Source organism: Pelagerythrobacter marensis (assembly GCF_036700095.1).
Lineage (GTDB): Bacteria > Pseudomonadota > Alphaproteobacteria > Sphingomonadales > Sphingomonadaceae > Pelagerythrobacter > Pelagerythrobacter marensis_A.
In genome coordinates, this window is record NZ_CP144918.1 from 2306326 (window position 1) to 2330245 (window position 23920).

General features: G+C 60.2%; 16 protein-coding genes and 2 pseudogenes. 12 read left to right on the forward strand and 6 right to left on the reverse strand.

The genetic code is table 11. The features are described from left to right. Window positions 1–62 precede the first annotated feature (62 nt). The 3 genes from V5F89_RS10910 to V5F89_RS10920 all read right to left on the reverse strand — a co-directional run bounded on the left by V5F89_RS10910 (window position 63) and on the right by V5F89_RS10920 (window position 5087). The gene (locus V5F89_RS10910) at window positions 63–335 is read right to left on the reverse strand and encodes a hypothetical protein (protein WP_338445672.1); all 273 of its coding nucleotides are present in this window, start codon (window positions 333–335) and stop codon (window positions 63–65) included. Further along, window positions 332–4444, reverse strand: coding sequence for an RHS repeat-associated core domain-containing protein (locus tag V5F89_RS10915; protein ID WP_338445673.1), 4113 nt, complete (start codon window positions 4442–4444; stop codon window positions 332–334). The genes V5F89_RS10910 and V5F89_RS10915 overlap by 4 nt, the downstream gene beginning before the upstream one ends. Window positions 4445–4559: 115 nt before the next feature. Further along, window positions 4560–5087, reverse strand: coding sequence for an Ig-like domain-containing protein (locus V5F89_RS10920; RefSeq protein ID WP_338445674.1), 528 nt, complete (start codon window positions 5085–5087; stop codon window positions 4560–4562). Window positions 5088–5295: 208 nt separating this feature from the next. Between V5F89_RS10920 and V5F89_RS10925 the strand changes: the two are divergent. The 8 genes and pseudogenes from V5F89_RS10925 (at window position 5296) to V5F89_RS10960 (ending at window position 13808) form a co-directional block, all read left to right on the forward strand. After that, window positions 5296–6077: pseudogene (locus tag V5F89_RS10925) on the forward strand (IS5 family transposase). A gap of 172 nt (window positions 6078–6249) precedes the next feature. Next, complete coding sequence (locus V5F89_RS10930) at window positions 6250–6894, forward strand: tetratricopeptide repeat protein (RefSeq protein ID WP_338445675.1); 645 nt, start codon at window positions 6250–6252, stop codon at window positions 6892–6894. Between the two features lie 233 nt (window positions 6895–7127). Beyond that, window positions 7128–8582, forward strand: a complete 1455-nt coding sequence (locus V5F89_RS10935; RefSeq protein ID WP_338445676.1) for an RHS repeat-associated core domain-containing protein — start codon at window positions 7128–7130, stop codon at window positions 8580–8582. A gap of 388 nt (window positions 8583–8970) precedes the next feature. Next, complete coding sequence (locus tag V5F89_RS10940; RefSeq protein WP_338445677.1) at window positions 8971–9912, forward strand: RHS repeat-associated core domain-containing protein; 942 nt, start codon at window positions 8971–8973, stop codon at window positions 9910–9912. Window positions 9913–10362: 450 nt separating this feature from the next. After that, window positions 10363–11520 (forward strand): RHS repeat-associated core domain-containing protein, encoded by a 1158-nt coding sequence (locus tag V5F89_RS10945; RefSeq protein WP_338445678.1) that lies wholly within the window; start codon window positions 10363–10365, stop codon window positions 11518–11520. A gap of 208 nt (window positions 11521–11728) precedes the next feature. After that, window positions 11729–12139 (forward strand): hypothetical protein, encoded by a 411-nt coding sequence (locus V5F89_RS10950; RefSeq protein ID WP_338445679.1) that lies wholly within the window; start codon window positions 11729–11731, stop codon window positions 12137–12139. Window positions 12140–12375: 236 nt separating this feature from the next. After that, window positions 12376–13455 (forward strand): RHS repeat-associated core domain-containing protein, encoded by a 1080-nt coding sequence (locus tag V5F89_RS10955; protein ID WP_338445680.1) that lies wholly within the window; start codon window positions 12376–12378, stop codon window positions 13453–13455. After that, a complete protein-coding gene (locus V5F89_RS10960) occupies window positions 13452–13808 on the forward strand; it encodes a hypothetical protein (protein ID WP_338445681.1) in 357 nt (118 codons plus the stop codon). The genes V5F89_RS10955 and V5F89_RS10960 overlap by 4 nt, the downstream gene beginning before the upstream one ends. A gap of 88 nt (window positions 13809–13896) precedes the next feature. Here the strand turns inward: V5F89_RS10960 and V5F89_RS10965 are convergent. Further along, window positions 13897–14678, reverse strand: a pseudogene (locus V5F89_RS10965) (IS5 family transposase). Window positions 14679–14777: 99 nt separating this feature from the next. Between V5F89_RS10965 and V5F89_RS10975 the strand changes: the two are divergent. The 3 genes from V5F89_RS10975 (at window position 14778) to V5F89_RS10985 (ending at window position 18921) form a co-directional block, all read left to right on the forward strand. After that, window positions 14778–15398, forward strand: a complete 621-nt coding sequence (locus V5F89_RS10975; protein ID WP_338445683.1) for a hypothetical protein — start codon at window positions 14778–14780, stop codon at window positions 15396–15398. A 167-nt stretch (window positions 15399–15565) separates the two neighbouring features. Continuing rightward, complete coding sequence (locus V5F89_RS10980; RefSeq protein ID WP_338445684.1) at window positions 15566–16759, forward strand: DUF1624 domain-containing protein; 1194 nt, start codon at window positions 15566–15568, stop codon at window positions 16757–16759. Between the two features lie 92 nt (window positions 16760–16851). Continuing rightward, window positions 16852–18921 carry a TonB-dependent siderophore receptor gene (locus tag V5F89_RS10985; RefSeq protein WP_338445685.1) on the forward strand — a complete coding sequence of 690 codons (2070 nt, stop codon included), beginning with the start codon at window positions 16852–16854 and terminating at the stop codon, window positions 18919–18921. Between the two features lie 154 nt (window positions 18922–19075). Here the strand turns inward: V5F89_RS10985 and V5F89_RS10990 are convergent, their stop codons facing one another. Together V5F89_RS10990 and V5F89_RS10995 are read right to left on the reverse strand one after the other, a co-directional pair. Next, the gene (locus V5F89_RS10990) at window positions 19076–20167 is read right to left on the reverse strand and encodes a FecR family protein (protein WP_338445686.1); all 1092 of its coding nucleotides are present in this window, start codon (window positions 20165–20167) and stop codon (window positions 19076–19078) included. Window positions 20168–20195: 28 nt separating this feature from the next. After that, on the reverse strand, window positions 20196–20786 hold the full coding sequence (locus V5F89_RS10995; RefSeq protein WP_338445687.1) for an RNA polymerase sigma factor: 591 nt from the start codon (window positions 20784–20786) through the stop codon (window positions 20196–20198). 82 nt (window positions 20787–20868) lie between these two features. Here V5F89_RS10995 and V5F89_RS11000 point away from each other — a divergent pair, with 82 nt between their 5' ends. Then, window positions 20869–23856, forward strand: a complete 2988-nt coding sequence (locus V5F89_RS11000) for a TonB-dependent receptor (RefSeq protein WP_338445688.1) — start codon at window positions 20869–20871, stop codon at window positions 23854–23856. Window positions 23857–23920 lie beyond the last annotated feature (64 nt).

Consider the following 23920-nt stretch of genomic DNA (forward strand, 5'->3'; position numbering starts at 1 on the left):
CGGTTGCCGTTACCATCCTCGCGCCAAGCGATCTTCCCGTTCTCGCAAGCATATCGCTGATCTTAAGAAGGAGAGAAGTGCAAGTATAAGCGAACGGCCTCCTTAACCTGATCCAAGCTTAAAAAACCAACGTCGGGGGATTTTGGATTCTGCGGGTCAAAAATCGCTAAATCTTCCTGCAACGAGAGAATTGCCCTTTGCGAAGGATGATCTAACTCATAGATTCTATCTGAGCTGACTAAATCATCGATAAATTTCATTAAATTATCGAATGATCCCTCATCATCAGAGAGAAAAAGGCTGGCTAATTTATATAGCTTCTGAATATCGTTCATTTTGGTATAAACTTTGACCCCCTGTCAATAACGGTAATGATTCTGAATCCCCTTTCATAATTAGCAATAACAGTAATCCCTCGGCCACTTTCCGAGGTTGCTGAAGCTAGATCATAGCGATAATTTCCATTATTTTGCAATGTTACGATACCTTTCCGTCTGGCTTCCTCTACCCGCGCTTCTGATATACCCCTTTCCTGCATTCTTTGCCGCGCATGGACGGTGTAACTATCTCCTGGTTGATCTGAACCTTCACCTGCCGGTTCAGACCAAAGTAGGGAGACCGCTGCACCCCCGATTCGTCCGGCAAACCGGCCGAGCCACTTCAGCACACCCTTGCTTGCATCATCCTCGTCTAAAGGCGGTCCGTTATTATGTCCCCGTCCCGGCGCCCCCTGCAACCCATTGTTGTTTCCTTTAGGCGCAACATTGGCGGTTTCCACCCTAGACGGCGTCTCCCTGATCCCGGCGAGGATGGTGTCACCTGAGCAGCTTGCGCTCACATATCCCTTAATCAGAGTCCCGCATGTCCCAGTCGGATCAACCCCATTGACCGGATCGTTTCCGACATAGGCGTACATGTTCATGCCGTCTTCGTATCCGATGGGATCGGTTTGCATGAACCGGCCGAGGGTGGGGGAGTAGAACCGGGCCTTGTAGTGGTACATGCCGACCTGCGGCAGCCACACCTGGCCGGTGTACTGGAACCGCCCGATGTTGTTGGGCGAGGGCATGTCCCTGTTGTCCGGGGTGCCTATGCCCCAGTCGTCGTAGCTGTTGATCGCGAGGACGCTGCCGGTGCTGCCGGTCACCGCGACGATCGAATCCTGCACATCGGCATGGAGGAAGCGCCGCGCGCTCGCCGCAGTGCCGGCGCCCTCGTACCACACCAGCGGATCGTCGGCCCCCACTGCCGCGCCGTGCACATACCGGCGGGTGAGCGTGCCGGCGCTGTTGTACTCGGCCACCAGCGCATCGCCGTCGTAGAGATAGTACCCCGTCGCCTCGCCCCCGCCCGAGGTCCGGTTGAGCCGCCCCAGGCCGTCATAGCGCAACGCCGCAGCCGCCGTGCCGGCCAGCGTCACGCCCGTCATCCGATTCTCCGGATCGTAGCTATAGCTGTTCGCCCCGTCGGAGATGAGATTGCCGCTGTTGTCGTAGGCGAACACCGCCGGGCCGGCAGTGGTGTACTGGTTGAGGTTGTTCACCGCATAGTCGCGGTCGGTGTTGACGTGGTAGGCCTTGCCCAGAACGTAAGCATCGTTCGAGATCGTCCGTGTCAGCACCTGACCCGCAGGGTTGTAGGTGAAGTCGTAGTAGACCAGCCCCGAGTGGTTGAGCCGCGACGGTCGCGACAGCGGACCATGGGTTACCACTGTCGCCCGGCTGTTCGCACGGTCGATCCGCGTCATCCGGCCCGGCGCATCGTAGGTGTAACTCACCAGTGCCGTGGTTCCGTTCTCCCGGATCGCGGTCACCTGCCCCGCGGGTGAGTAGTCATAGGTGACGTAGAACCCGTCGGGCCAGGTCAGCCGTGTGCGCCGCCCGGCCAGATCGTACTGATAATTGAGCTGCCGCCCGTCCTGCGTCGCGCGGCTCCTGCGCCCCAGAGCGTCGTAAAGATAGCTGATCGTCGAAATTCCCGAACGGCTTACCTGCGTCTCGCGCCCCAGACCGTCGTAGCTGTAGGCGATCGCCGGATCGCTCGTCGAATAGCTCGTAGAGGTCAACCGGCCGGCGTCGTCGTAGCCATGGGTGATCAACTGACCGCGGCGGTTGCGCCGCTGGGTGACGCGCCCGCGACTGTCGTAGGTGAGCTGCTCATAGGTGCTGTCGGGGAAAGTCGTGCGCCAGGGCCGGTCATAACTGTCATAGGCATAGTTGGTCCGGTTGCCGTTACCATCCTCGCGCCAAGCGATCTTCCCGTTCAGGGTGTAATCGAGCTTGATCTCGATATTGCCCGCCGCGCCATTGAGCACGCCGTAACCACCCACTGTCTGCTTGAGGCGGCCGAGTACATCGTAGGTATGCCGCTTGATGCGGTCCGCTCCCATGCTGCCGGTCGTGCCCAAAGAGCAGGCGGAACTCGGCAGCGAGCCGAATACGGCAGGGTTCATCCGCACGGCCTCGCACAGCAACTGATTGCGCGCGTCGTAGGTGAACTGCGTCACCGCCTTGAGAGCGGCAGTATTATCATATGTACGAGTGTGGGTGCGCAGCCGGCGGCTGTTGTAGCTGTGCCGCACGTCCTGCAGGAGAGAGAGCACGGTTGCGGTGGGGCTCGTCACATGGCCGGTCTCGATTCGCGTCGACTGATCGTCGGCGTTCCGGTACGTGATGCGCGTCGCTGCCCGATTGGTGCCGTTGGCACCCTGTGGTGCGATTTCCCAGGTTCTGCGGCCAGCAGTATCGTATCGGTAGTAGACCGCATCGCCGGTGCCCGGCAGAGGCCCGTCTTCGGAAATCAGCCGACCGGCGTTGTCGTAGCTGTACGTAGTGATTGCACTCAGCGTTCCCGTGCCGTTGGTTCGTGTTACAGTGCGCGGGAGCAGCGTGTTGTTCCAGTACGTATAAACGGTGCGCTGCTCGGTCGCAGTCCCGCAGGTGTGCGCTCCGCCACTTGCAGTTACGCTGCATACGCGTTCGCGCACGAGACGGGTAATCCCGCCGCTCGTCTGGTATTCATAGATGGTCCGCTTGCGATAGCCGTTCGCGCCTGTCGGCTCGGTCCGGGTCAACATCCCTCCATGCGTGGCCCAAGTGTAGTCCGTTTGCTTGCCGGCCGCGTCGCGGGTCCAGTTGGGCTTGAAGCACTTCACGTTGGCGCAGGCGCCGCCGCCCGGCCCGGGGGCGGCGGGCACCGTGTAGTTCGCAGTCTCGACAAGGTCGGTGCCGCTGGTCGGCCGCTCGCGCCTCTCGACGATATTGCCATGATTGTCGTAGACAACATGTACCGAATTGCCCCGAGGGTACGTGATCTGCGTCAGCCGCCGCTCGCCATCATAGCCGTAGTGCGTCGTCCGATTGAGGCCGTCCGTGACGCTCGATATTACGGCCGCAATCTCGTTGCCGGCTGGCACATCGTTGACCACCGTACGCTTGTAGTTGTTGGGGCCCGTAACAACGACCTGCTCAAGGTCACAGTGCGAGTAGCCGCACCGGCCGCTGACGGTAGTTGGCGTAACCGCATAGTTCCAGGTCACGCCGTCCTTCACCACCTTTGTTACCCAACGGCCCGAGCCTGTTGCAGAAAAGCTGTCGTTGCCCATTCCGGGAAGGCGCTGCGTCACCGCGGCCGTTGTTGAAGGGGTGTATACCAGGTCGGTGCAACAGCCCCACTGACGGCCGGCGAGATCGGTGATCGTCCCGTCCGTGCCGTAGGTATGCCGCGCAAGCGCCGTCGATAAATCGGCGGAACGGTAGATCGTGGCTTGCGCCAATTGGCTCCATTGATAGGTGTCGGGTGCACCTGCTTGATAGGTCATCCGCATCTCGTAGCCGAGGTTGCTGACCACACGTGTCGGCCTGTGGCGGATGAGGACATTGGGGATCTCCACCACTTTCTCGTAGGTGAAAGTCAGTGCTTCGCCATTCGGCCAGGTGACAGAGGAGGCATGGAGTGCGAAATCTTCCTTGGACCCGTTGTCCTGACGGTTGACCAGACTGTCGAATGTGATCCGAACACCTGTCCCGCCTTGCATGTAATAGTAGGTTCGGCCGCCGCTGACCGATGCGCCATTGTGCGACAGCGTCGATCCGTTATTAGCAACCGGCCAGCAACTATCCTCGATGCACTCAAAACTCTCTGAAGTCCCGCCGCCGGGGTTGATCTGAATAAAAGTCCGACGAATTTCCTGATTGAAGGTCTCGGACCCGGTCATCACCGGAACCAGGAGCTGCAGCCTTTCGAGCCGAAGATTGGGCGCTGCGGGCACGGAGAGGACCGGCACCGGATACTTCACTCTGCCCGAGAGCATGTCGACCCCGTTGGCATCGGGCTCCACATTGAGCGGATCGATCTCCTGCGCACGCGCCGGCGCGGTGAAGATCACCAATGCGGCGAGAAGAATAAAGCCTGCCCTCAGGGACCGTCGCGCAGTGCGTGCCACCTGCCTCCAGAAGCCTGCCGACCGCCTCTTGCTGTCCAATCCTGCCAAAAACCGATTTCTCACCGCTTCCCCCTAACGCGTCGATTCCATTATTCTGGGCTGATCAAAGATCGGCCTACATGCAGATTGCGCTGGTCACGTTGACGTACAGCACGCCGTCGCCGGTCGCGCCTCGCGAATCCTCTACGGTGTAGTTGATCGGAAAGCCGCCGGTTGCGCCAGAAGAGGCCACCTTGATCGAGGTCGTTCCAGATATGCTGGGCGACAGGGCTCCCGAGACCGCGATCACTTTCAGAGGGTAGTCTCCGTCCGCATCGGTGTCGTTTTGCACGACGTTGAACGTGGCGAACGAGCACGCTGGCATGGTCCCATAGTCGGTGTTCGCCACCGGAGGGGTATTCGGCGGAGGCGGGGGTGGGGGAGGAGACGGTGATGGGGTACCGCCCGCCACCTTGTGGTTCGAACGATTGCCTGCCGGATCGTAACTGGTGATGTTGATCACCCCGCTGGCCGGACCGCCCGAACGCGAACTCCCGATCAGCCGCCCCTGGGCGTCGTATTCATAAGTGGTCGTCTCTGCTGCGAACACGCCGCTTGCCAATGCCGCAAGCGACACGGCGGTCAGCCATCGTCCGGATCTCACGCGCCCCTCCTCGGTTGCTCCCCTGTATGCTGAAACTACCTATTCGGAGCGCTATGTAAATAGGTGATAAGACTCATGCTTTCAGAGTCGGCGAGCCTCGAAATTTATCTATACTTCATTGCGGTATTACAGTCTCTAGGCCGTGTTGACAAAAGGGGTTCCCAAGCTGTCCGGGTTCTGATTCAAGACTGCTTTTTGCGGAGCAGTTATGGGTCGCGGGGATTTGTCGGACGCGGAATGGGAGGTGATCGGGCCGCTGTTGCCGCCTGAGCGTGGGCGCTGGGCGAGGCCTGCGGGCGACAACCGGCGCTTTCTCAACGGCATGCTGCATGTCTTGCGGGTCGGTTGTCCTTGGCGCGACATGCACGAGCGATACGGCAAGTGGAACTCGGTCTATGTGCGGTTCCGGCGCTGGGCCGAACAGGGTGTCTGGGATGCCCTCCTGCAAACGCTGGTCGATCTGGGGCTTACCGACGACTGGCAGCACATGATCGACAGCACCAGCGTTCGCGGCCACGTCTCGGCAGCGGGCGGGAAAGGGGGGCTTGTGCGAACGCTCTTGGTCGATCACGCGGCGGCTTTACGAGCAAGATCCACGCCCGATCGGACAATCAGGGACGCCCTCTCGGCTTCATCCTGACCGGCGGCGAAGCCTCCGACTACATCGCCGCCGAGCCGCTGATGGCGATCCCGGTCGCGACACCCAAGGCCCTGCTGGCAGATAAGGGTTACGATGGCGACCGCTTCCGCGAGAACCTGCTGATCCGAGGCATCCTGCCGATCATCCCGCCCCGCTCTAACCGCAAGGTGCCCGAGCATCCCGACTACCGTCGCTATAAGGATCGCAACCGCATCAAGCGCATGTTCGGCAAGCTCAAGCAGCAGCGCCGCATCGCCACACGCTACGACAAGACGATCCTCTCCTTCGAGAGCTTCCTCAACCTCGCCGCAGCGCGCCTATGGCTGAAATCTTATGTCAACACGGCCTAGGGCCACACCGACGCAACCCAAGCCTACGCCGATGCCTTGGTGGCTCAGACTATTGAACAGAATTCCTGTGCCGATAATTATTGTTGATCCGCAGATGATCCCCCGATGCGACGCGCCTTCGGCGAGTGACGATGCTTGCCAAGCCTGACCAGAAAGTAGTCGAGTACCTGAAATGCAAAGGAAAAATTCGAATGAAGAGATTAGAAGTTTTTTGAGATGCGGAGAGAATTTGACCCGAGAATGGAAAGATGAAAGATTAGCAGGACAGGTCTGGGATGCTCTTTCCCTTGCGGATAGCGACGCTGAGGCAGGCCTTGAGAAGCTTACTGACTTGGCAGACCAAAATTCTGCCTTAAGCGCATATTATCTCGGTGATGCTTTCTTATTTGGCCGATACGGAATTCCAAAAAACTACGACAAAGCAGAGCAATGGCTTCGAAAATCCGCGTCATTGGGATCAGTTGAAGGTCGTTTTTTGCTTGCCCAGTTTCTTCAAGGCTCTGACAAGCCCAAGAGGGCAATCGAACACTATGAAATATTAGCAAACAAAAAATTCTCGCCAGCCACATACTCACTGGCCATCCAGTATTTGAAAGGAAATTTACTCAAAAAAGATCTCAATAAAGCCAAGCACTATTTTGAAATGGCCAGGCAACAAGGACATCTACATTCTTGGCATTGGCTATCATTCCTACAGCGAACTTACGGTGAGAATGTAATTTGCAGAACAAAGGGTCTGATCAATCTGGTGCTTATGTCTGTTCCTTTCATCTACTACAGGGTTTTCCGTCCAGAAAGTGATCGATTACGAACATGATTTATGCAGTGAGCATTTTAATTTTCCAGATTTTGTGGTTGCTGTTGGCCTACCTCGGCTCATCTGCCGGATCAACCTCCGCATCCAGCACACTGGACACGGCGCCCGCTGCATATGAAGCGCAACGCGGTCAGGGGGTTGTGCTGATTTTGGCGGTTCGACTGCAGCGATGACGATCGCGCCCATGAGACACCACGGTACTGGTGAGTTACACCTACGATGCGCCGGGCCGGATGACGCGGATCGACCGTGCGAACAGCCGGGCGACAGTGGTAACCCATGGTCCGCTGTCGCGACCGTCGCGGCTCAACCACTCGGGGCTGGTCTACTACGACTTCACCTACAACCCTGCGGGTCAGGTGCTGACACGGATAATCTCGAACGATGCTTACGTTCTGGGCAAGGCCTACCACGTCAACACCGACCGCGACTATGCGGTGAACAACCTCAACCAGTACACCACTGCCGGCCCGGCGGTGTTCGCCTACGACAACAGCGGCAATCTCATCTCCGACGGGGCGAACAGCTATAGCTACGATCCGGAGAATCGGATGACGGGCGTGACGCTGGCCGGCACGGCGGCTGCGGCGTTGCGCTATGACGGCCTGGGGCGGCTCAACCGGACCTCGGGCGGGGGCGAGGCGACGGGGTACTATCTCTACGACGGCGATGCGCTGGTGGCCGAGTACAACAGCGCCGGCACGCTCACCCGCCGGTATGTGCACGGCGCGGCAGTGGGGGCCGACGATCCGCTGGTGTGGTACGAGGGCGCCGGCACTGCGGCGAGCGCGCGGCGCTTCCTCCATGCCGATGTGCAGGATTCGATCGTCGCGGTGACCGGCAGCACCGGCAGCGTCCTCGCGATCAACAGCTACGACGACTGGGGCATAGGCACCCTGGACAACAGGGACATGCCCTCGCCCAACAACATCGGGCGGTTCCAGTACACCGGCCAGGTGTGGCTGCCGCAGGTCGGCATGTACCACTACAAGGCCCGGTTCTACTCCCCCACCCTCGGCCGGTTCATGCAAACCGATCCCATCGGGTACGAAGACGGCATGAACATGTATGCCTATGTCGGAAACGATCCGGCGAACGGGATCGATCCAACGGGTATGTGCACTGGCTCGCACATTACCAACGAAGATGGGACCTGTAAGGCAACTGGCGGTTGGACCACTGGAATTCAGGGTGCGGCGCAGGGCATGCAGATAAGGCAAGGGATTCGCGAAAATCTTACTCAACAACTAAGAATGGCGGCTGAAGGCCGGTGTGCGGGTCCAAACTGCCCGACAGATTTTGCCGAACTAAACGACGCCGACAAAAGACTTGCTGGGGAGATACTGAACTCAAAAAAAGTGGTGGCAGCAATGGTGCGATCTTGGGAGAGGACGCTTCATGGCGGCAAAGAGCGAGGCTTCTGGATTTACGAAGATAGACAAGGACGAGGATTCTTCCCTGGCAAGGAGAAGGTTGGGACTGAGAAATCGATCCAGCTTGGAAACCCGTTGAATGCGCTCCAACTAAAGAGAGAGCATGGCGGCTGGTACGGGCTACCTCAAGCTCGGTTCCATACTCACCCAGGAAATTATCCAGATGCCGTACGTCCATCTAGAGCAGACCTAAATAGACCTGCATACCTGATGTTCATTTACACATACCGAGGAATAATATACGGTAGAAACTAGAATTATTTACTTGCAAGGGAGCATCGTGAGATGAGATCGATGTCGGCTATTCTTGGGGTTTTCTGTAATGTAATTATAGCGCCGTTCCTGATGAGTCAGAGTCTATCATTAGAGATAGATGCAGAGATTCAATCCAAGATTTGTGACGTCAGAAAGGAAGATTTTTCTAGATACTATTGGTATGAATTTATCGCGACAAGAGATGGCTTCCTAATAGACACAATGAGAGTGCGGTTTGCCATCATTGAAGATGGTAGGAATATTGTTCTACCAGTCGCCCAGCTCCCGAATAAATATGAGAATTCTGATAGAATAAAGTCTTTAGGGATTTATAGTATTGAAAGCGGTGAAATAGAAAATGTGAGGTGCTTTTAATGCCCCAAGTGGTATGGCGCAGTTCATCTATGCGGGAGACGAGTTGACCGCAGAGTTTAATGCTTCGGGCACAATCCTGCGGCGCTATGTTCACGGGACACAGGCCGACGATCCGCTGGTGTGGTACGAGGGCGCCGGCACTGCGGCGAGCGCGCGGCGCTTCCTCCATGCCGATGTGCAGGATTCGATCGTCGCGGTGACCGGCAGCACCGGCAGCGTCCTCGCGATCAACAGCTACGACGACTGGGGCATAGGCACCCTGGACAACAGGGACATGCCCTCGCCCAACAACATCGGGCGGTTCCAGTACACCGGCCAGGTGTGGCTGCCGCAGGTCGGCATGTACCACTACAAGGCCCGGTTCTACTCCCCCACCCTCGGCCGGTTCATGCAAACCGATCCCATCGGGTACGAAGACGGCATGAACATGTACGCCTATGTCGGAAACGATCCGATCAATAAAACGGACCCCACCGGCGAGGCCGCAGTCGTTGGAGCGATAGTTGGCGGTGTGCTCGATCTGGGAATCCAAACTGTGGTCGAAGGCAAGTCGTTGGAAGAAGTCGACTGGGGCGATGTAGCGATCAGCGCAGTCTTGGGAGCTACAGGCACCGGTTTGGCAAATGTGGCCAATAAAGCTTTGAAGGCTGAGAGAGCAGCAGCTCGTGCACAGAATGTCCGCCAGGCAGCCCAGCGTTCGTCAGAGCGGGCCGGAGGCACCGGGAGACAGCAAAGGGCCGCAGCACAAGATCGGCGCGCTCAAGCTGAGCGAAGAGCTGCACGAAGCGACTCGCGTCGCGCGGTTGCCACTGGTGCCGCAGCGGCAGCTGCGGGAGAAGCAGCCAAGCGGGCTTCACCGCCGGTCACTACACCGAAGGATGATGGTCAGCGGACTCCTCGGCGTCATGATGAGGACGAGAGGCGTCGGCGACTAATGGGAAATCTGTTGCAATGAAAAATCACAACGCTAGGCGAATGATGGCTATGCTATCCATCATCATCGCGATTGCCTCGGCGGCCTACCTCAGTACTCAGATTAAGCCTTACGTCAGCTTCGCAGAGCGAGCGGTATTGACCATTGGTTATGCATACGGCGTTGGGATGCTTGGTGTTCAACTGTCGACGAGTTCGAGGAAGGAACTCGCCCAGAAGTTGCGAACCTTCTTCCTTGGAAGATAGCGCTGGCATTTGTCCTAGGCCGTGAATCCATTAACGCGACGGTGTCAGAGTCTTCTTGATCTGTCGCACCGCCCAGATGACAATTGGGACTGTCAGGATCACGAACACGATAAATCGGGTGTTCCACTGCTCACCGCTGAAGAAGGCAATCAAGGCAGCGGCAAAGAAGAATAGTGTCCAAGACATCCAGGCTTTCATGGGTCCATCGTATAATGCCCCAAGTGGCATGGCGCAGTTCGTCTATGCGGGAGACGAGTTGACCGCAGAGTTTAATGCTTCGGGCACAATCCTGCGGCGCTATGTTCACGGGACACAGGTCGACGACCCGCTGGTGTGGTACGAGGGCGCCGGCACTGCGGCGAGCGCGCGGCGCTTCCTCCATGCCGATGCGCAGGGCTCGATCATTGCGGTGACCGGCAGCTCAGGAAGCGTTCTTGCGATCAACAGCTACGACGACTGGGGCATACCTTCGCCAGCTAACCTCGGTCGGTTCCAGTACACCGGCCAGGTGTGGCTGCCGCAGGTCGGCATGTACCACTACAAGGCCCGGTTCTACTCCCCCACCCTCGGCCGGTTCATGCAAACCGATCCCATCGGGTACGAAGACGGCATGAACATGTATGCCTATGTCGGAAACGATCCGATCAATGGAGTCGATCCGACGGGGTTGAGTTGTGACGACAATTCCGATGGTAAAGAATACAGTTGCAAGGTCGATAACCCAGACGAACCGACACCGAGCGATGGGGGCAACCTTATCGTCGTTACCGGCAAAAAGCAGGACAGCGGCATCACCGCTGGCGACGTTGGAAATTTCCTCGGCAGGGCCGTACTTGAACTGGCCCCTGGCGGCGCTGCGGTGGACTGCATGTTCATCTCGCAATGTGACACCACCGACAAGTTTTTGGCGGGCGTCGATCTGATCCCCGGTCTCGGAAAACTCGGAAAACTAGGCAAGCTGCGAAAGCTGGGGCGAGCTTGTGGGTGTGTGGTCGCTGGCGCGTTCGTCTTCACTCCGGAAGGACTTCGTGCGATTGAAACACTCGAGGTTGGCGACCTCGTCTATGCTTACGACGTGACGACCGGCGAGGTCGTGCCGCAGTCGGTGCTCGACGTCATCAAGACCGAACCGAAACCGACCTACAGCGTCGTACTGCGAGCGGCCAGCGGCGAGATTGCGCGCTTCGAAGCGACCGACGATCATCCTTGGCTCAATGCAGCCAGAGAGTGGCACACCACAGAGGAACTAGCCGTAGGCGACCTACTCGTGGCAGCCGATGGCGAGCGGTTTGAAGTGATCGAAGTTGGTCTTACCGGCGACGTGGAAGTCGCCTATACGCTGACCGTTGACATGCTTCACACCTATATCACCGGTGGTGCATAACGCCTGCCGCACATTGCAGACAGGTGGTAGGACCATCAAAGATTCGACCGCGCAGGCGTTAGGATTTTCTAACAAGAGAGACGCTGGCAGGGCTTTAGAAGCGATGAAGAGAGACGTGGGCCTGCCCAACAATCACCATGGAAAGATAATGAGCGATGGGTCATATGTCGATGCAAGCACAGGCGGCGTTCTTGGAATATATTAGACTATGCTAACTAATTTTGATGACACGCGGGTGTTTTGCCAGCTTTACATATCTTCAAACGACGTTGATCCGAACTGGATTTCGGATATTCTTGGTTTGAAGGGGCGAGGCTTCTCTAAGGGTGAGCCTGCGGAAATCGGAGGAAAGCACGCTGAGCGAGCATACGGCACGTGGAGTTATGAAGCATTTACTGAAGACGAAGTTCCTGACAAAATGGTATCCGAAATGCTCGATTTGATAGCCGCAAAAATTCCGGTTTTTAGAGAAATCGTGAAGAGAAGTTGTGCGAAGTTTCGCGTTAGAGTTCATTGCGATGGTTCGACACGTGATCAAATATTCAGCCTTTCAGTGCCGATGAATAAGTTTGGACAACTTGAAGAGGTCATTTCAGACTTTGAGTTGGTAGTACTGTAGTAAGGGATTGCGGGATTACGGTGACCCGTGGGAATTACGGTGACACATGCAATAACCTCCAAATAGGTGTTCATCGCGCAAATCTCTTTCCTACACGCCTTTCCTCTGACGGACTCGCCATCCGCTCTTTCGATTCGTCTGCTCATCCCACCCCCGCTAGCGGCCGCCCACGCACCTCGTGAGAACGCCCGCACCGGAAGTTCCGCCCGGGACCCTGTCATTCCTGTCAACCGCATGTGACCTTCGGCGCGCCATCGGCGCCAATTCCGGCCGAACCTTCGCATGACGTTCCGCCGTCCGACAGCGGCTGCCATGGCCAGTGCGAATATTGGGACCATTCGCAAGTTCCGGCGTGGGTTCCGGAACACGACACGCAGTTCCGCCCCCGCCCCGACGATCCGCTGGTGTGGTACGAGGGCGCCGGCACTGCGGCGAGCGCGCGGCGCTTCCTCCATGCCGATGCGCAGGGCTCGATCGTCGCGGTGACCGGCAGCACCGGCAGCGTCCTCGCGATCAACAGCTACGACGACTGGGGCATAGGCACCCCGGACAACAGGGACATGCCCTCGCCCAACAACATCGGGCGGTTCCAGTACACCGGCCAGGTGTGGCTGCCGCAGGTCGACATGTACCACTACAAGGCCCGGTTCTACTCCCCCACCCTCGGCCGGTTCATGCAAACCGATCCCATCGGGTACGAAGACGGCATGAACATGTATGCCTATGTCGGAAACGATCCGATTAACCTTTCAGACCCTACTGGTATGGTTTCAATGCGCGGTTGCGGCTTTCGGATAGAGGGGGTGAACAACTGTAGCGGCTCTTCTTACTTCGCGTATGAAAGTGCTCTGTCAGCACACAGAGCAGAAACAGCTAATCTAGGTGACGAACAATCGACAGCTGGTCAAATGGCCGAAGGGATACGACGATCGGAGCAGCGTGGTGAGCCTGGAGAATCTGGCGCCCAAGCAGCCGCCGCGATTCTCGAAGCCGGAGAGCGAGCTGGCGAAGCGAGCGATATGGGGCAGACAACGGGCGAGATTATCGCCGCGGTCTTCATCGGAACTATAATCGTCACTCCCGACTCGGATGATTTTAGACAAGGTGGGCGGCTACGTGGTGGAGCCATTCAGGATGAGCGCGGGCGCATATTCGTTCGTGATGTGGATGGGCATGGAGGCAGCAGCTGGAAGGTGTGGCGCAGCAGGCGAGAATTTGAAAAAGGAGGACAGCAGTTCTCTGTTAGGAGCGATGGGCGAATTGTGAAAACGAAGCAAAACCAGACAGGTCGAGGGCGACGTGGGAGGCGCAGGTGAATTCTTTTATTGATGATACGCTTCCTCCGCTAGAGGTCGACCGTCACCGTCTTATCGAAATTTTGGACAAATTGGTCTCTCTTTGGCCCTCAGAAATCCTATGCGACGAGAAAACCTTGGGGCTTGATAATTATGCTTGTCGTTCTCTTGTTCAGCCTTCGAGAGATGTGAGAGAAAAATTTGAGCGTCAAGACTGGGAAGACGACATCGAGATCGCCGGTATAGCTATGGACTTCTTAGGTATGGCAATAAAAAATGCGTCAAGATACCTCACCGTCATTCGGCCAGCAGATTTAGATTTTGATATGATCGTTTCAAACATTCAATCTCGCGATGATGTCCTCGTACGGTAGCACCGTACGACGTTGAAATTTAACTCGCCCATCACTTCGGTTGAACTGCCCGGCTTCATCACCGGATCGTCTCTCGCAGTGGGAAAGCCTAGGCCGTGTTGACATAAGATTTCAGCCATAGGCGCGCTGCGGCGAGGTTGAGGAAGCTCTCGAAGGAGAGGATCGTCTTGTCGTAGCGTGTGGCGATGCGGCGCTGCTGCTTGAGCTTGCCGAACATGCGCTTGATGCGGTTGCGATCCTTATAGCGACGGTAGTCGGGATGCTCGGGCACCTTGCGGTTAGAGCGGGGCGGGATGATCGGCAGGATGCCTCGGATCAGCAGGTTCTCGCGGAAGCGGTCGCCATCGTAACCCTTATCTGCCAGCAGGGCCTTGGGTGTCGCGACCGGGATCGCCATCAGCGGCTCGGCGGCGATGTAGTCGGAGGCTTCGCCGCCGGTCAGGATGAAGCCGAGAGGGCGTCCCTGATTGTCCGATCGGGCGTGGATCTTGCTCGTAAAGCCGCCGCGTGATCGACCAAGAGCGTTCGCACAAGCCCCCCTTTCCCGCCCGCTGCCGAGACGTGGCCGCGAACGCTGGTGCTGTCGATCATGTGCTGCCAGTCGTCGGTAAGCCCCAGATCGACCAGCGTTTGCAGGAGGGCATCCCAGACACCCTGTTCGGCCCAGCGCCGGAACCGCACATAGACCGAGTTCCACTTGCCGTATCGCTCGTGCATGTCGCGCCAAGGACAACCGACCCGCAAGACATGCAGCATGCCGTTGAGAAAGCGCCGGTTGTCGCCCGCAGGCCTCGCCCAGCGCCCACGCTCAGGCGGCAACAGCGGCCCGATCACCTCCCATTCCGCGTCCGACAAATCCCCGCGACCCATAACTGCTCCGCAAAAAGCAGTCTTGAATCAGAACCCGGACAGCTTGGGAACCCCTTTTGTCAACACGGCCTAGCACACAGACTGGCGGATGTTCGCCTCGTGGCGCTGACGGCGACGCCGCCATATGATGCCAGTTTTGCTGAATGGTCTCGCTACGAAGAGCTGTGCGGCCCCATCGATCTTGAGATCGGCATTCCGGAATTGGTGCGGAACGGCGACCTCTGTCCGCACCAGGATCACTTGATCCTGTCGGAGCCGACGGAAGACGCGCTCGCGATGCTGGACAGGCGGCGAGCGGCCATCGGGCAATTGCAGCTCGACCTTCGCAGTGACGAAGGCCTGCTCGATTGGCTTGCTGCGCATCCTTGGCTCACCGAACCTGAAGGGCATGTCGAGAAAATCGTGGAAGCACCGGAAATGCTCTCGGCGGTGCTGGTGCTGCTGGCGTCAGCCAAACGCATCTTCATCATCTTGGGCGCGCCATTCTCGAACAAGCGAGAAGCTGCGGGCGTGGTTTTGGCCACGCCCCCTGCGGCACTCCGGGCCAGCACGGCTTTCGAGCCGCTGATGCGGATTTCCCGATCGTTCACACGCACCTCGCTGATCAGCAGCCGGTATAAGTCTGACGCAGGTCAGGCGGGCCGTGGTGCAGCCTATCCCGCAAGAGTAGCGCCAGCTTCTCGATCTTCGCTGGCGTGGTTACCGGCTCGGCCAAGATGAGGCGACGGGTGGATCGGAAATCTGTTCGGCGAGTTCATCGCGCCTGAACCGCGGATGGACCAACCGCTCGCGCATCGAAGCGTCCTCGGCATCCATCAGCCCTTCGCAGCCCCCCCTGAGCCTAAAGGGTTGCGTCGTATGTCACGTTGTATCATGCCGCTGAGGCAATGAACCGGATTTCCTTACCAATCACCGCTGCACCAGCCGTTCCCATCAGCATCCCCGGCGTTCGGCAGCGTATCACTTCGATCGACGCGCTGCGCGGATTCGTCATTCTGCTCATGCTTGTCGATCATGCGCGCGAGTTCTTCTACTATCACGCGCAGGTCAGCGACCCGATGGACATAGGTGCGACGGATCCGGCGCTGGCGCTGACGCGCCTTACCGCGCATCTGTGCGCGCCGGTCTTCGTAGCGCTCACCGGATTGGGAGCTTTTCTCTACGGGGAATCCCGAGGGGGCAAGGCGGCCGCGTCGGAGTTCCTGCTGAAACGCGGGCTCTTCCTCATCGCGCTCGAACTCACCATCGTGAACTTTGCCTGGACGTTCGATCTGACACCCGCGCGGATCTTCCTCCAGGTCATCTGGGTCATCGGGCTCTCGATGATCGCGCTGGCAGGCTTGCTGTACCTTCCGCGCCGCTGGCTGGCCGCCTTCGGCGTCGTCATCGTCCTCGGGCACAATCTGCTCGATCCGATTGCGTTTGCGCCGGGCGAGGCCGGCTACGTGCCGTGGGCCGTGCTGCACGACCGCAGCGTCATAGATCTGCCGTGGGGCGGCGATGCGCGTACGTCCTACCCGCTCTTGCCGTGGATCGGCGTGATCGCGCTCGGCTATGCTGTCGGCCCCTGGTTTCGAGGCGATCTGTCGTCGGCCGACCGGCAGCGGCGGCTCGTGTGGCTGGGCGCCGGCATGCTCGCGCTCTTCGCGATCCTGCGCACGATCAATCATTATGGCGACCCGCTGCCGTGGATGACAGGCCCGACCTTGCTCCACACCATCCTGAGCTTCCTCAACGTGACCAAGTATCCCCCGTCGGCCGACTTCCTGCTGCTGACGCTGGGCTTGGGGGCGCTGATCCTGGCATGGTTCGAGCGCCTCCCGGAAGACGCTACGCGGTGGCTGGTCGTCTTCGGATCCGCGCCGCTCTTCTTCTATATTCTGCATCTCTACCTGCTGCACCTGCTCAACCTGGCCGCGGCCGCGATCTGGGGACCCGGCGAGGCGGCGCTGTTCAGCCTCTCCAGCGTCGGCGCGCTCTGGGCGCTCGCGGCGGCGGTGGCGATACCCTGCTGGTTCGCGTGTCGCTGGTTCGGCCAGGTGAAGCGAAGCAGCGGCCGATGGTGGATGCGCTACCTCTAACCGCACGCCACCGAGGACGGCAGCCTGTTGACAACGCGGCTCTCTTTGATCAGTGCGAAATGATACATCATAACCTTTGAGGCATTCCCTTGTTGCATCGATCCGTCGCAGCGGCGCTTCTGCCGCCGGTCCTGCTGTGCGCCAACGCCGCATCCGCCCAGACCGGCGAGGCCGACGCTTCGCCCTCCGAAGAGGGCGTGATCGTGGTGCTCGGCACCCGCCAGGCGCAAGCCGATCCGACTCTGTCGTCGGGGACCGTGACCGAGACCATGTCGCAATCGAGCCGCGCGATCGAGCGCGACCTCCTGACCGAAGCGGGGGTCTACCGGCTGTCCGAGGCGCTGGAACTGGTGAGTGGCGTCAGCAACCAGAACAATCGCGGCGGCGTGATGGACAATTTCGCGATCCGCGGCTTCCTCGGCTCACCCGATGGCGGCGCCGAGTACTATGTGGACGGGTTCCTCGCGAACCGCGGAATGGCCCCGCCGCGCGATCCGGCGACGACCGAGCGGATCGAGCTCCTCAAAGGCCCCGCCGGCGCGCTGTTCGGCGACATCGATCCGGCGGGCCGGGTCAACATCGTCAGCAAGACCCCGAGTTTCGAGCCCGCGGCCCACGCCATCCTCACCTACGGATCGTTCGACACCCGCCGCGCGGAGGTGGACGTGACCGGTCGCGTGACCTCGACGCTGGCCGCGCGGCTCGTGGTCGCCGCCGAGGATAGCGACGGGTGGCGAGACCATGTCCCTCTCGAGCGGCGCGTGGTGGCACCCTCGCTCACCTGGCGGCCGAGCGACAGCGTTCGCATCACCTATGTCGGAGAGATCACGCACTTCGACACGATGTTCGACCGCGGCATGCCGGCCATAGACGGCGATGCCAATGCCCTGCCGCGGGAGAACTTCTACGGCGAGCCGGGCGACGGGCTAACGCACTTTCGCAACGAGAGGCACCAGTTGACCGGCTTCGCGGAGCTGGATGGCATATGGCGCCTTAACGGCGGGATAGCATGGCGCACCGGATCGCTTCGCGGCTTCTCATCCGATCAGTCGCGGCTGGTGGACGGGCGGACGCTCTGGCGACAGCGGCGCTCGCGCGACTTCCTGGTGGAGGATCTGTCGGCGCGGCTCGAGCTGTCGGCCCGGATCGGCAGCCACCGCCTGAGCGTGGGGGCCAAGGGCTACATACTCGACTACGCCGAACGCTGGATGCGCCGCAATCCGAGCGCCGAGAACCCTTATGCGATCGACGTGTTCGCCCCTGTCTACGGGGCATCCCCGCCCGAGCTTCTGCCTTTTACCAACAATGACGAGAACCGCTGGTCGGGGACCATTTATGCCGAAGACATGTGGGAGGTGAGCGACCGCCTGACGCTGGTGGGCGGCGTGCGACTGGACGCCTATCGCCAGCGCATCGTCAACAACCGCACGGGCGAAACCGGCCGCGCGATCGACGAGCCCGTCAATTTCCGCATCGGCGGGCGCTATCGGCTCAGCGACGTCGTCGCGCTGCACGCGAACTGGGGCGAAAGCTTCCTGCTCAATTCGGGCACCGACCGTGACGGGCAGGGCTTCGGCCCCGAACGCGCCGAGGGATGGGAGCTGGGCGGCACCGCAAGCTGGCCAGGAATCGATCTCGCGCTCACCTGGTTCGACATCCGCAAGCAGGGCATCCTTACCAACGATCCCGTCGATCCGAACTATCTGGCACCTGTGGGCAGTCTCGACAGCCATGGGATCGAAGTGGACCTGTCGGCGAAGCTCGGACCGCACTGGCAGATCGTCGGCAATTACGCCTGGACCCACGCGCGCGCCGACGACAGCAGCTTTGCCACCGACAGCGTGCTCAACGTGCCCGAACATGCCGGCACCTTGTTCGCCGTCGGCGAGTTCGTGAACGAGGCGGGGCGGGGCCTTACGGTCAGCGCCGGCTTGAACTACGTCGGCGCGCGCCCGGGCGCGATCGACGCAAGCGGGCTCGTCCTGCCTGCCTATGCCAAGGTCAAGGCTGCGGTGACTTACGCTTTCTCGCCCCGGCTGAGCGTCCGTGCGGAAGCCGACAATCTTCTCGACGAGCGGTATGCCCACAGCTCCTACAGCCCTTTGTGGATCTTTCCCGGCCAGCCCCGGACGGTGCGGGTGTCGCTTCGCATGGGATTCTAGGGACGCCCGCCCCGCCGAATTATAGTGGTTCAGGCCGCTGTTCCGCTTGGCTTTGCAGCCCTCATCGTCTCTGTCGTTCGATCGGCTGGCTTCCATTCAGCCGGGCACTCCGAAAGATCCGCGGCTTCATCCTCGTTCGCCGTGTCGTCGGCGATCAGCGATCCGCGGGCGTCGGAGCTGGCTCCGCAGCGGGCCGTGCCTTGTCCCAAACGATCACGTATCGGCCTCCGGCATCCTTGAGCGCCAGGCCCTTGCGATTAAGCTCGCCTCGCAGCGTCGCGACCGCATTGTCCCGGCTGAAAGTTCCGGAAACCGCGATACTCGCCATGTCCGGGCTATCGAGCGTGAAGTTCCTGCCGGTGAGCGTTTCCACTTCCGCAACCACGCGGTCCAGCCTTGCGCTGTCGAATTCGAGCCTCGGCGGTGCGGTTCGGGAGCGGTCGCGCCTACCTTCGGCACGGTCGGCCGACGGCGCTTGGGCACCATACTGCCTCCGCGGCATTGGCGACCCGCCCAGGTCCGCTTTCGTCAGGGTCAGTTTCGACTTGGCCGGGTCATAGACCGCCGTATCGCCCGATGTCAGCTCGAGGTCTCGAAAGCCTTCTCCCGTAAGGCGGACCGATCCTTCGTTCAGTTTCACGCGGGTGCGTTCCCGGTCGTGTGCGACTTCGAACCGCGTGCCCGTGACCACCACGGTCACTTCCCCCGCTTCGACGGAAAACCGGGTCCCGTTCGTGCGCACATCGAACGCCGCCGTACCCTTCATAAGGCGCACCGAACGGGCATCGTCCTCCGACAGGACGAATATTCGCGAGTTCGGAGCGAGGGCGATCTGCGAGCCGTCCTTCATGGCGATCTGTTCGGCTTCGCCAGTGGCTACATATTCCAAGTAAGCCGGGCGATCGGGCGGCAGAACCACGACCAGGGCGGCAATTGCAGCCGCAACTGCGGCCGCTGCGCCGAACCCGCCGAGCGTCAGCGGTCGAAAAACGTTACCGATGAGATCCGCGAACCGAGGCTGGACCCGCTGGTTGGGCACCGCATATTCGGGCGCGCGGTCCCAGGCCTCGAGGGCGAGATCCAGCGCGGCAACGTGCCGCACGTCCATTCGCAGCCAGTCGTCGAGTTCACGCTTGCGCGCCGGCGTCAGTTCGCCCGTCTGGATGCGGTTCACCCAGCGCGCGGCTTCGTTCACGATCTGCCGGTCTTCGGGCCCCATTTCCGGTGCTGTCGCGGGTCTCAGCATGGGCGGCATCTGCCCTGTTCCGGCATGATCACCACGACGGGTCGTCCGATCGGGCCAGATCTCGCGAAATCTTGACCAGCGCCCGTTCTATCAGGTGGCTCACCTGTTTCGAGGTGAGGCCGAGCTTCTTTCCGATGTCCGCGTGTGACAGGCCGTGTACGCGCGCCTGCACGAGCGCCTCGCTCTCTCTTGTGTCCAGCCGCGCGAGCGAACCTTCCACATCGGCCACGCGCGCCCGGGAGAGCGCGATCCTTTCCGGATCGAACGCGTTGTCGTCAATCAGGTACAAATGGTCATCCAATCCAACATGCCGATCCGAATTGCGGGCATTTTTGCGCCGAAAGCTATCGATCAGAATGTTTGACGCAACCCGCGTCAGAAATCCGCGCCAATCGCGAATTTGGGATCGTTTTTCCGCATCGAGCGCCAGCACCCGGGCCCATACTTCCTGGATGTAGTCGTCGCATTCGTGGTCATTCTTGAGCCGCTTCGACAGATAACGCCGCAAAAGCAAGCTATTAGCCTCGAAAGTGACCTCGTCGCGCCACGGCGTGCCGGTAGCAGCGGTGTCTCGCTCTTCGTGGAGAAGGGCCCCCGTATCCTTTTTTTTCGTGGTCACGCCGGAATTGCCCTGCGGCTTGCGTCAAGTCGGTTGGATCGAACCACTAAGGGGAATTTACGGCATGCGAGTTACAGGCAGAATGGCAGCTTTTCTGGTGGGCACGGCGTTTGTCGGGGCGCTTCCAGCCGCGCCGCTGATGGCGCAGGAAACCGCTGCGGCAAGCCTGGAGGGCGTCGTCGTGGACGAGGACGGCCTTGCCGTTCGCGGTGCAACCATCACTCTGCGCGATACCCAAACCAATGCGAGCCAGGTCGCTCTTTCGGACAGCCAGGGGCGCTTTTCGGAAACCGCGCTGGTCGCAGGACGCACCTACGAGGTCACCGCCCGCGGACCCGAAGGGAAGCGCACCGAGCCGCAGACCGTGACCGTTTCTGCAGGGAGCAACCCGGAACTGCGCCTAGCTTATGAGGTCGGCATTGTCGTGACCGGCTCCTTCGCCGGGAGCCTCGAGCGTTCGCTCGACACCAAGCGCCGGGCGGCAACCATCTCCGACGCGGTCGTCGCGGCGGATATCGGCAAGCTGCCCGCAGCCAATGTCGCGGAGGCTCTGCAGCGCGTCCCCGGCGTCACGATCGTGCGCGAGGCGGGCGAGGGCCAGTTCATCAGCGTACGCGGTCTCGGTCCGAACTTCCAGGTGGTGACGCTCAACGGCATGCCGCTGGCCTACAACGAGAATATCCGCAATTCGGGCCAGTCCGGGCGCCAGTTCCGCCTGCGTGTGCTGCCCGCCGACCTCATCGACGGGATCGTCGTGACCAAGGCACCTACGGCTGACATGGTCGAAGGCGGCATCGGTTCCAACGCCGACATCCGCTACATCCAGCCGCTCGAGCGCGACTCTTTCGTCGGCATCAATGTGGCAGGCAATTACGTAGAGCGCGCGGATGCCTTTGCGCCCGAAGGATCGCTTTCGGCCGCCTGGCGCAACCAGGATCGCACGTTTGGGGCGTTTGCAGGCGTTTCCTATTCCGAGCGCGAAGTGCAGTTCGAGCGGCTGCGCTATGGCTGGACGGACGCCGAGATCGACGGCCTGGGCACGGTCCGCAGCCCGGGCGATATCCAGCCCTATCTGGAACAGGAGGAGCGGCAGCGCATCAGCGCGGTAGCGGGCCTCGAGTGGCAGCCGGGCCCGGACGTCACCCTAAGCCTGGGCGGCCTCTATTCGGTATTCAACAATGCGGTCACCGAACGGCGCCTGACCTATTACATCCCGAGCGAGCTGGAGCGGCTCGATCTTTCGACCGCAGTGGTCGAGGAGGGCCGACTGGTCGCGGGCACCATCAACGGTGCGCGCATCCGCAATTACACCGAGTTCATGGACCAGTCTCACGAGAACTTCCAGCTCAACGGATCGGTCGAGTGGGCGCTCGGGGATTGGACCATCACCCCGCGGGTGAGCTACGCCGAAGCGCGCAGCGACCTCGATACGCCGATCTCGCGCGTCGAATATCGCACCGCGAGGGGCGCAGGCGGCAACCTGACCTTCGACGTCAGCGGCGATATCGCGAACAAGGCCCGTATTCCCGCGCTCGTCACCGATCTCGATCTGACCGATCCCGCCGCAGTCCCGTATTATCGTTTCCGCATCCGGCCGATCAATTCGCGCGACGACGATACGACCGCAATTCTCGACATTTCTCGCCGGCTCGACGCCGATCTTGGCGGGCTGTTTCTGACCGAACTCCGCTTCGGCGGGCAATATTCGGATCGTTCGCGCGACTATCAGCGCCGCGACCGCGACCTGCGCGACAGCCTGCGGCCCGGCTTCTCGCCCGACGATCCGGAATTCCTCGGCACGCTTGTCCCGGGCAATGCGTTCGATCAGTCGATCGACCGGTTCCAGCGCTGGACGAGCGCGGATATCGGCCGCTTCGGCGAGGCCTTTTTCGTCGATGGGGAATTCGACGGAGCCGCGCCGAGCGCCTACGACCTCGAACCGACTGCCAGCGACTTGCGCAATTCCTACCGGATCGGCGAAGAGATCTGGGCAGCCTATGGCAGGTTCGATTTCGAAAGCGTGTTCGGCGATGTGCCGGTCTACGGAAATATCGGCGTACGGTACGTCGCCACCGACACGACCGTCGACGGCACGCAGGTGGTCGCGGTCACCGACGATCAAGACAATGTGACGACCGAAACCTCGCCCGCCCGGTTCGAATCGTCCTATTCGAAATGGCTGCCGAGCTTCAACGCCAATTTCGAGCTGAGCCGGGACGTGCTGCTGAGGCTCGCGGTATCCAGGACGATGACGCGTCCTTCGCTTTCGGAGCTGCGCAACTCGATCAACACCAACAGCTCGACCGTGTCCGAGATCTTCATCAACGGCGCGGCCGCGCTCGACGATCCGACGCTCGAACTGACGGCAAGCGCGGGCAATCCCGACCTGAAGCCTTACACCTCGTGGAATGCCGACGCTTCGCTCGAATGGTATTTCAACGAGTTCGGTGCCTTCACCGTCGCGGCCTTCCACAAGAGCGTTTCAGACTACATCGCGAGCGACGTCGAACTGCGCACGCTTCCGTTCGCGGTCCAGGACGGATCGACCCTGCCGGTCGACGTGCTGGTCTCGACCCCCGTCAACGTGGGCGATGCCACCATTACGGGGCTGGAATTCGGCTTCACCGGCAAGCTCGATTCGGGCTTCGGGGTGACGGCCACCGCCACCTTCGCCAGCACCAATCTGGAACTCGACAAGGAGGGGCAGGGCTTCGTTTCGGCGCGCGTGCAGGGTGTTTCCGATACCAGCTTCTCGATCACGCCGTTCTTTCAGAAGGGCCCGTTCGAACTCAATGTGAGCTACACCTACCGCGGCGACTATCTCACCGACACTGGAGCCACGGTCACCTCGCGCCCGACCGAAGAGGACACGTCGCCTTTCTTCCAGAAGGGTTTCGGCGTCGTCGATCTCGGCGCGCAGTTCGAATTCACCGACAATGTCGAACTCTATCTGCAGGCGGTGAACATCCTGAACGACCGGCAGGTCTCGTTCCAGGGGAGCGAGAAGGAGGTCGCCCAGATCCATACCTTCGGCCGCACCTTCAACTTCGGCGTGCGCGCCCGGTTCTGACATCGTGAAAATGCGGCTGGCGGCGCTCTTTCGCGCGTCGCCGGCCGCGACAGGAGCTACGTGC

Coding starts and splice junctions, on each gene's coding strand:
- V5F89_RS10990 (WP_338445686.1), bottom strand. CDS start 20,167: ATGCTGAGACCCGCGACAGCACCGGAAATGGGGCCCGAAGACCGGCAG.
- V5F89_RS11000 (WP_338445688.1), top strand. CDS start 20,869: ATGGCAGCTTTTCTGGTGGGCACGGCGTTTGTCGGGGCGCTTCCAGCC.
- V5F89_RS10930 (WP_338445675.1), top strand. CDS start 6,250: ATGCAAAGGAAAAATTCGAATGAAGAGATTAGAAGTTTTTTGAGATGC.
- V5F89_RS10935 (WP_338445676.1), top strand. CDS start 7,128: ATGACGCGGATCGACCGTGCGAACAGCCGGGCGACAGTGGTAACCCAT.
- V5F89_RS10945 (WP_338445678.1), top strand. CDS start 10,363: ATGGCGCAGTTCGTCTATGCGGGAGACGAGTTGACCGCAGAGTTTAAT.
- V5F89_RS10940 (WP_338445677.1), top strand. CDS start 8,971: ATGGCGCAGTTCATCTATGCGGGAGACGAGTTGACCGCAGAGTTTAAT.
- V5F89_RS10980 (WP_338445684.1), top strand. CDS start 15,566: ATGAACCGGATTTCCTTACCAATCACCGCTGCACCAGCCGTTCCCATC.
- V5F89_RS10950 (WP_338445679.1), top strand. CDS start 11,729: ATGCTAACTAATTTTGATGACACGCGGGTGTTTTGCCAGCTTTACATA.
- V5F89_RS10910 (WP_338445672.1), bottom strand. CDS start 335: ATGAACGATATTCAGAAGCTATATAAATTAGCCAGCCTTTTTCTCTCT.